8 protein-coding genes and 1 rRNA gene are annotated in these 8,686 nt (G+C 34.2%); all 9 read right to left on the bottom strand.

From position 1 onward, the window contains the following. A 16S ribosomal RNA gene (locus JOC73_RS10660) occupies nt 1-99 on the bottom strand; the annotation flags it as partial. Nucleotides 100-634: 535 nt separating this feature from the next. Continuing rightward, nucleotides 635-1,426, bottom strand: coding sequence for a SigB/SigF/SigG family RNA polymerase sigma factor (locus JOC73_RS10655; protein WP_204402987.1), 792 nt, complete (start codon nt 1,424-1,426; stop codon nt 635-637). Further along, nucleotides 1,426-1,857 carry an ATP-binding protein gene (locus JOC73_RS10650; RefSeq protein WP_204402985.1) on the bottom strand — a complete coding sequence of 144 codons (432 nt, stop codon included), beginning with the start codon at nt 1,855-1,857 and terminating at the stop codon, nt 1,426-1,428. Before JOC73_RS10650 ends, JOC73_RS10655 begins: the two co-directional genes overlap by 1 nt. Nucleotides 1,858-1,895: 38 nt before the next feature. Next, the gene (locus tag JOC73_RS10645; protein ID WP_204402983.1) at nt 1,896-2,213 is read right to left on the bottom strand and encodes an STAS domain-containing protein; all 318 of its coding nucleotides are present in this window, start codon (nt 2,211-2,213) and stop codon (nt 1,896-1,898) included. A gap of 204 nt (nt 2,214-2,417) precedes the next feature. Beyond that, nucleotides 2,418-4,859: a DNA gyrase subunit A gene (gyrA, locus tag JOC73_RS10640; protein WP_204402980.1), complete on the bottom strand. Its 2,442-nt coding sequence runs from the start codon at nt 4,857-4,859 to the stop codon at nt 2,418-2,420. A 19-nt stretch (nt 4,860-4,878) separates the two neighbouring features. After that, complete coding sequence (gene gyrB, locus JOC73_RS10635; RefSeq protein ID WP_204402978.1) at nt 4,879-6,792, bottom strand: DNA topoisomerase (ATP-hydrolyzing) subunit B; 1,914 nt, start codon at nt 6,790-6,792, stop codon at nt 4,879-4,881. Between the two features lie 81 nt (nt 6,793-6,873). Further along, nucleotides 6,874-7,200: an extracellular matrix regulator RemB gene (gene remB / locus JOC73_RS10630; RefSeq protein WP_330613169.1), complete on the bottom strand. Its 327-nt coding sequence runs from the start codon at nt 7,198-7,200 to the stop codon at nt 6,874-6,876. Nucleotides 7,201-7,260: 60 nt separating this feature from the next. Then, complete coding sequence (recF, locus tag JOC73_RS10625) at nt 7,261-8,367, bottom strand: DNA replication/repair protein RecF (protein ID WP_204402976.1); 1,107 nt, start codon at nt 8,365-8,367, stop codon at nt 7,261-7,263. 33 nt (nt 8,368-8,400) lie between these two features. Further along, nucleotides 8,401-8,610, bottom strand: coding sequence for an RNA-binding S4 domain-containing protein (locus JOC73_RS10620; RefSeq protein WP_204402974.1), 210 nt, complete (start codon nt 8,608-8,610; stop codon nt 8,401-8,403). Nucleotides 8,611-8,686 lie beyond the last annotated feature (76 nt).

The following is an 8,686-nucleotide window of genomic DNA, read 5'->3' as shown; positions in this document are numbered from 1 at the left end:
AGTTGTATTGAAGCAAGCTTCTCAACAACTCCGCTCGACTTGCATGTGTTAGGCACGCCGCCAGCGTTCATCCTGAGCCAGGATCAAACTCTTAATAAAAAAGTAGATGACCAAAATCTATGATTTTGTGTCAGTCACTTTGTTAAAAATCGATGGGCTAATTTCATTATATGATAAAGATTAGCTATGAGATTTTTAACATCATTGACGTAAAAAATTATGCTGGCTTAAATCTATACTGTTCAGTTTTCAAAGACCTTGTTTTTCAAGGGCTTACGCCCCATCGCCTCAAATCGGCGACTTAACTAATATATCATATCTTTTTCAAAGTGTCAACTATTTTTTTTAATGTTATCTTTTTCCAAAGAACCGTATCGCTACTTGTTCTTTCGAAGCAGTTTATACATCATAACACCTTATGGGTATTATGTCAACACTCTAAAGCATGTATATATTTCCATCCTTTTTATGGGATAAAAAATACCGCGACGTCCTACTCTCCCAGGAGGCTGCCCTCCAAGTACCATCAGCGCAGAAGCTTAACTACTGTGTTGTGATTGAACCGAAGGGCGAAAGTGGTAGAGCCCTCTCCTTATGATAGCTATGTTAGCTACTCGAGACTTACTTATTCATTCTATAAGCTTTTATTCAATTCTTTTCTGAATTTCTCAATAATTTTCTTTTCCATTCTAGAAACAGTCATTTGAGAGACGTTCATTTCTTCTGCTATTTGCATCTGGGTTTTACTGGCAAAGAAACGATCCTTTAGAACCTTTTTCTCTACCTCGTTTAATTTTTCCATAGCTTTCTCTAAAAAATCTCTGTTTTCTAATAGATCGAAACTTTTATCTGTATCTCCAATCAAGTCCATCAACTGCACATCTTTATCTTCTCCATCATTATCATATGTTAAATCTAAAGATTTTGGAGTATATACTTGACTAGCTTCCATAGCTTCCATTACTTCTTCCTCTGTACAATCTAAATACTCAGCAATATCTCTAATCATAGGTGTCCTCTGAAGTTTCTGATGTAGCGTTGTTTTTGCTCCGTTTATTTTTTTGGATAGCTCTTGAATTCTTCTTGGTACTCTAATAGACCACCCTTTATCTCTAAAGTGTTTTTTGATTTCACCTATTATCGTAGGGGTAGCAAAACTAGAAAACTCAAAGCCTTTACTTAAGTCAAATCTTTCTATGGCATAGATTAAACCTACTGAAGCTACTTGATAAATATCTTCATAATCAATTCCTTTATTAACAAATTTTTTGGATAGTATTTCAGCAATATAAAGATGTCTATTGACTAATTCATTTCTAATGGCTAAATCTTTATTAATTGCATAATCATGAAATAATTCCTTTTCACTCTTATTATTAAGGGATTGTATTGTTCTATATTTAGTAGCCTTTGCTACATTTTTCATTAGTAACCATCCCCCATATACTTTGTCATCGTAATAGTAGTTCCAATACCATGATTCGAAGTAATTTGAACGTCATCCATTAATGATCGTATAATAAAAATCCCTAACCCTCCTTCTTTCTCCTGATTCAAATGATTAAAATCAGGTTTTTTAATGTTGTTCACAATACATCCCATACCATGATCACAAACGGTTATAGTAAGCTTTTCTTCATCCATTATAAAATTAACAGAAAAATTATCATTTTCGTTTTTACCATGTGTTATTGCGTTTGTGCATGCTTCTGCTATTGCAACCTTAATATCTTCTATCCCCTCTATATCAAAGCCCATACGGTTGGCTATTGCAGTTACAGTCAATCTTGCTACGCTAACGTATTCAGGTTTGTTAGGAATAGATAATTGAATTTGATCAGAATTCGTTTTATTCATATTGGCTTTCTCCTTTACATTCCCTATCATTTTAAAACTCACCCCTCAATAATAAAGATTTTATCTAGCCCTGTAATGTTTAACAATTTCTTTATACTTGCCTTAACATTGTAAATAATAATATCTTTGTTTTCTTGCTTCAATCTTTTTAATGCCCCTATTAGTACCCCTAATCCAGTACTATCAATATACTCTAACCCTTCTGCATTAATTTTAATACTTTCTTTTCTTTCTTCAATAATCTTGATAAATGCTTCCTTTAGTTGACCTGCAGTATATATGTCAACTTCACCTATCAAGTCAATTTTCCATTGGTTTTGTTCTTCATCATAGTTCTTAATAATCTTCAATGACATAAAAAATAACCCCCCTCCGAGCACTCTATAAATAAATTTTACCCTAAAAGTCCAGTACTAAACATTTAATTTGCATAGACTTTTATTCCATTGGTGTCCTAATCATTTCTAAAGAAAAGGAAAACAAAAGTACAATCTTTGAGCTTTTGTTTTCCTTATGTGTAATACTTCTACTATTCAAGTCGCTTGTCAATTCTAACAATATTAATCTTCTTCCTCTTCTTCTTCCTGATGACCAATCAAGGCTACTGAAACTATTTTTTGTTCATCATGGGTTTTCATTAAGGTAACTCCCTTTGTATTTCTACCCATTCTTGATATGTCCTTTACATTTAAGCGTATAACGGTTCCATCATTATTAATTAATAGTATATCCTCGTCGTCACTCACAATTTTAGCTCCCACTAGTGCACCAGATTTACTATTGACGTTATATGTTTTAACACCCTTGCCCCCTCTAGATTGGACACGGTATTCTTTTATTTCTGTACGTTTTCCAAAGCCTTTTTCACTAACTACCATTAGATCTTTTGTTTCATCTGCTATTTCCATAGCTACAACCACATCATTTTTTGATAGATTTATTCCTTTTACTCCCATAGCAGAGCGACCCATATCCCTAACTTCATTTTCATTGAATTGAATCGCCATTCCTTTGGCTGTTACAAAGATAATTTCTTGACCTTCATCTGTAGGCCTTACGCTAATCAATTCATCTTCTTCTCTGATATTGATAGCTATTAGTCCTGTTTTTCTTGTATTTTCAAACTGACTTAACTGTGTTTTTTTGATAATTCCCATTTTTGTAGCCATTACTAAATACTGTTGTTCAGCTGTTTTACTCATTGGAATAATGGCTGCAATCTTCTCATTAGGAGTCAATTGAATTAAATTAACAATGGCAGTTCCTTTTGCTTGTCGCTTAGCTTCAGGAACTTCATATGCGTTTAACTTGTATACTTTACCTTTATTAGTAAAGAAGAGTAAATAGTCTAAGCTACATGTAATCACTAAAGTCTCCACAAAGTCTTCCTCTCTCGTTGTAAGACCAGCTATTCCTTTTCCACCCCTACGCTGACTCTTATAGGTATCCAGTGGTAATCTTTTTACATATCCAAAGTGAGTTAAGGTTATTACAACATCCTCTTCATCAATTAAGTCTTCAATGTTGATTTCTCCTTCATCAAACTTAATCTCTGTTCTGCGGTCATCACCATATTTCTCTTTGATTTCTATCAGCTCTTCTTTTATGATATTAAGAACTAATGTTTCATTAGCAAGTATTTCTTTTAACTCATTGATTAACTGTAACAGTTCTTGATATTCGGCTTCAATCTTATCCCGTTCTAATCCTGTTAACCTTTGTAACCTCATGTCTAGTATTGCTTGAGCTTGTCGTTCAGATAAGTGGAATTTTTCAACTAAACCTGCTTTTGCAATCTGTGCGTTCTCAGACCCTCTAATTAAAGCGATTACTTCATCAATATGATCTAATGCTATTTTTAATCCTTCTAATATATGGGCTTTCTCTTCAGCTTTACGTAAGTCAAACTGAGTTCTTCTTGTAATAATCTCTTTTTGATGTTCTACATAGTGACTAAGAACTTCTTTTAGGTTCAACACTCTAGGTTGTCCCTCTACTAAAGCGATCATGATAATACTGAAGGTGTCTTCCATTTGAGTATGCTTGTACAGCTTATTTAGAACAATATTTGAGTTGGCATCTCTCTTAAGCTCTATAACAATCCTCATACCATTACGATCACTCTCGTCCCGTAAGTCAGAAATACCATCTATTTTCTTATCCCTAACTAATTCTGCTATTTTCTCTATTAGTTTTGCTTTATTTACTTGATAAGGGATTTCAGTTACTACAATCTGTTGTCGATTATTTTTTAATTCTTCAATATCAGCAACTGCTCTTACTTTAACTTTTCCTCTTCCTGTTCTATAAGCATCTTTAATAGCTTCCTTACCCATTATATATGCACCAGTAGGAAAGTCAGGTCCTTTTATATGCTTAATCAATTCCTCAACATCTGATTCTGGCTCATCGATTATTTGAATGACACCATCTATTACCTCTCTTAGGTTATGGGGAGGAATCGAAGTAGCCATCCCCACGGCAATACCATTAGAACCATTAACTAATAAATTAGGAAATCTACTTGGAAGAACACTAGGTTCCTTCAAGGTATCATCAAAGTTTGATGTATAATCAACAGTCTCTTTTTGAATATCTCTGATCATTTCCATTGATATTTTTGTTAACCGAGCTTCGGTATAACGCATTGCTGCAGCACTATCACCATCAACTGAACCGAAATTCCCATGTCCATCCACTAAAAGGTATCTTGTAGAGAAATCCTGTGCCATTCTTACCATAGCATCATACACAGCGGAGTCTCCATGGGGATGATACTTACCTAATACGTCCCCAACAATACGAGCAGATTTTCTGTGGGGTTTATCAGGTGTTACCCCTAATTCACTCATTGCATACAATATTCTTCTATGAACTGGTTTTAATCCATCTCTTACATCAGGCAATGCCCGCCCTACGATTACACTCATGGCATAATCTATATAGGATTTCTGCATTTCATCTTCTATACCTATAGGGACAATTTTACTAGTATTTTCCATTATATTCTTATCCCCCTATCTATACATCCAAATATTTAACATATTTAGCGTTACTTTCAATAAATTCTCTTCGAGGTTCTACCTTTTCTCCCATTAGAGTTATGAATATTTCATCAGCTTTAGCGGCGTCATCAATCGTTATTTGTAGTAATGTTCTAGTTGATGGGTCCATAGTTGTATCCCAAAGTTGCTCTGGATTCATTTCTCCTAGACCTTTATATCTTTGAATATCAGCTTTTGTTTCTCTACCTAGGTCATCAAGTATTTTATTTAGTTCTTTATCTGAATAGGCATAATGCTCTGTTTTACCTTTCTTAACTTTATATAAAGGTGGTTGAGCAGCGTAAATATGTCCTAATTCTATTAAGGGCTTCATATACCTGAAGAAGAAGGTCAGTAGTAAGGTACGTATATGAGCACCATCTACGTCGGCATCCGTCATAATAATAATCTTGTGATACCTTAGTTTTTCAATATTAAAGTCTGCTCCTATACCAGTCCCAAAGGCTGTAATCATAGACCTTATTTCATTATAGTTTAATATCTTATCTAATCGAGCCTTTTCAACATTTAGTATCTTTCCTCTTAAAGGAAGAATCGCTTGAGTAGCACGATCTCTTCCTTGTTTAGCACTACCACCAGCTGAATCACCCTCTACTAAATATATCTCACTAAGAGCTGGGTCTTTTTCAGAGCAATCGGCTAATTTCCCAGGTAATGCTGTGTTTTCTAAAACACCTTTTCTTCGGGTAAGTTCTCTAGCTTTTTTTGCAGCTTCCCTTGCTCTTTGAGCCTTTAGGGCCTTGTCCACAATTAATTTTGCTTCACTTGGGTTTTCTTCAAGAAAAGCCTCTAAATTTTCATTAGTGATGGTCTCAACAACCCCACGAACCTCACTATTTCCTAGTTTAGTCTTAGTTTGTCCCTCAAATTGTGGATCGGTTAATTTTATAGAAACAACTGCTGTTAATCCTTCTCTAATATCTTCTCCAAGTAAATTTGCATCTTTTTCCTTTAAAGCGCCAATTTTTCTAGCATAATCATTTACCACTCTTGTTAAAGCAGACTTAAAGCCGATTAAATGAGTTCCACCTTCTTGTGTATTGATATTGTTTGCAAAGCTAAAGATATTTTCTGTATAGGATTCAGTATATTGCATTGCAATTTCTACTACAGATTCATCCTTTTCTTTTTCAAAGTAAACAACCTTATCATGAACTGCTTCTCTATTTTTATTAAGATGCTTTACGAATTCAATAATTCCACCATCATAGTGAAATATATTCTTTTTCTCTTCTTCCTGTCTCTCATCAATAAGGATTATCTTAATCCCTTTATTAAGAAAAGCTAGTTCTCTTAATCTATATTCTAGCGTCTCATATTTGTATTCTGTCTCTTCAAAAATCTCAGCATCAGGCTTAAATGACACAGTCGTACCTGTTCCCTCTGTTTCTCCCACTATCTGAACGTCTGATAAAGGATTTCCTCTTTCATATCGCTGTTGATATAACTTTCCATCCTTTTTAATTTCCACTTCAACGTATTCAGATAATGCATTAACTACGGAAACCCCTACTCCATGAAGTCCACCGGACACTTTGTATCCTCCTCCACCAAACTTTCCACCGGCGTGAAGAACAGTAAGTACGGTTTCCAATGTTGATTTACCCGTCTTGGGATGGATATCTACGGGTATTCCCCTCCCATTATCCACTACTCTAATTGCATTATCCTTGAGAATAGTGACAGTAATTTCATCACAATAACCAGCCAAGGCTTCATCAATACTATTATCAACCACCTCATAGACTAAATGGTGTAACCCTTTAGGTCCTGTTGATCCGATGTACATGCCAGGTCTTTTTCTAACGGGTTCAAGACCTTCTAGAACTTGGATCTGCTGGGCTCCGTACTCTTGTATATTGTTTTCCATGTTACTACCTCCTACTGACACTTAAGTTCCTATAAGATTTTTAATTCTACGCAAATAATCTGCTAAAGAATCCATAGCAGATTAGTATTTTTCTATATCATCTATAAAGCCCGCTCTTTTTTGTAAGGTTAATGCTGAAATAGGAGAGTAGTAGACAATTGTTTTCCTGCTTTTTTTCCCGTTCTTAACTGATTTTTCTACTCTTTCAGTAATAACAAAGGATCTAGGTTCTTCTTGAAGAATCTCTTGTATAAACCCTTCTTCTTTACATACCTCTAAAAAGTTCTGGCTATACTTTGATTTCATAGTAGATTGAATATCAAAAATAGCAATAACGTCCTTTAATGGGACAACAACCTCTCCTCCTATATGAAGAAACATTACAATCACCTCTATTGTTTTTTCCATTCCTATATTATAACCTTAATTTTACATGAATAAAAGGCAGTTATTGCTTTTTTTTATAAATTAGTCACATTTTCTTACTTCGCCTTGGGAAACATAAAATACTCTTCTATTTTCTGTATTGGCTGTATTTAACTGACTAATCATTGTCGTGGTTATGAAGGTCTGGACATTTTTTAGATTATTGATGAGGTAATTTTGCCTCTTGATATCAAGCTCACTCATAACATCATCCAGTAATAGTACAGGATATTCCCCTACTTCACCTTTAATCAGCTCTAGCTCTGCTAATTTTACGGATAGGGCCGCTGTCCTCTGTTGCCCTTGTGACCCGTAGTTTTTCACATCAATGTTGTTTACCTTAAAAACAAGTTCATCCCTATGGGGGCCCACTAATGTTAATCCTCTTCGATACTCCATACTGCTATTTTCACCGATCTTTTTTAGAAATGTATCTACAATTTCTTTAAATTCATCTTTTTCTTTAAAGGGTACATTGCTATCATATTGTATTTCAAGGGTTTCAACTTCTTCTGTTATCTTTCGGTGCATTAATTTTGCTAATATACCCATTCTTTTTATGAATTTCTTTCGGTATGTAATAATTGTTGCCCCTGCCTCCGCCAATTGTTGATTCCAGATTTCAAGGTCTATTTTTCTACCTCTGCTTTCCTTTAGCAATTTATTCCTCTGTTGTAATATCCTATTGTACTGATTTAGCGTGTAATAATATTTAGGATATATTTGGCAAATTTCATTGTCTATAAATCTCCTCCGCTCTCCTGGTCCACCTTTGACAATTTTTAAATCATCAGGTGCAAAAATGACAACATTCAAATTTCCTAACAATTCGCCTAACTTTGTCAAAGGAATCTGATTTACCTTTAACTTTTTCTTCTGGGTAGTATCTAGTCTAACTTCTATTAATGTCTCTCCAGATAATCTTTTAACATTAACTTTGGTATAGGCCTGATTCTTACCGAATTTAATTAATTCTTGATCCTTGTTTGTTCTAAATGATTTCCCCATAGCGGACAGGTATAGCATCTCAATAATATTGGTTTTCCCTTGAGCATTTTCTCCTACAAATATATTTAATCTAGGATGAAGTTGTAAATATAATTCTTGATAGTTCCTAAAGTTAACTGCTTTAACTTCTTCAATAAACATGCTTTCATCCCCCTATAGTAACCTAAAACAATTTTACTCGACTTTGATTTCAATATCACCAAACTTTACAATATCACCTTGTCTAATTTTTTTTCCCCTCTGGGTCGTAATAACTCCATTTACTTTAACCTCTCCACTTAGGATCATTAATTTAGCTTCTCCACCACTGCCTACTGCGTTGCTAAATTTTAGTAAAGAGTCTAGTTTAATGTATTCATTTTCTATTTTGATTTTTATAGCCATCTGGAATCCTCCTTTTTAAATGTGTATTTAGTATTATTAACTGTTGTTTGACTATTATTAATTATGATTATGTAGT

This window comes from Alkaliphilus hydrothermalis (assembly GCF_016908555.1).
In the GTDB taxonomy this organism is placed as follows: Bacteria; Bacillota; Clostridia; order Peptostreptococcales; family Natronincolaceae; genus Alkaliphilus; species Alkaliphilus hydrothermalis.
The sequence above is the reverse complement of the archived record's forward strand: the minus strand, read 5'-3'. Positions and strand labels throughout refer to the sequence as shown.

Excerpts from the sequence above, each read along its gene's own strand:
- JOC73_RS10655 (WP_204402987.1), bottom strand. The coding sequence starts at position 1,426 with ATGAAAAATGTAGCAAAGGCTACTAAATATAGAACAATACAATCCCTT.
- JOC73_RS10650 (WP_204402985.1), bottom strand. The coding sequence starts at position 1,857 with ATGAATAAAACGAATTCTGATCAAATTCAATTATCTATTCCTAACAAA.
- JOC73_RS10645 (WP_204402983.1), bottom strand. The coding sequence starts at position 2,213 with ATGTCATTGAAGATTATTAAGAACTATGATGAAGAACAAAACCAATGG.
- gyrA (WP_204402980.1), bottom strand. The coding sequence starts at position 4,859 with ATGGAAAATACTAGTAAAATTGTCCCTATAGGTATAGAAGATGAAATG.
- gyrB (WP_204402978.1), bottom strand. The coding sequence starts at position 6,792 with ATGGAAAACAATATACAAGAGTACGGAGCCCAGCAGATCCAAGTTCTA.
- remB (WP_330613169.1), bottom strand. The coding sequence starts at position 7,200 with ATGGAAAAAACAATAGAGGTGATTGTAATGTTTCTTCATATAGGAGGA.
- recF (WP_204402976.1), bottom strand. The coding sequence starts at position 8,367 with ATGTTTATTGAAGAAGTTAAAGCAGTTAACTTTAGGAACTATCAAGAA.
- JOC73_RS10620 (WP_204402974.1), bottom strand. The coding sequence starts at position 8,610 with ATGGCTATAAAAATCAAAATAGAAAATGAATACATTAAACTAGACTCT.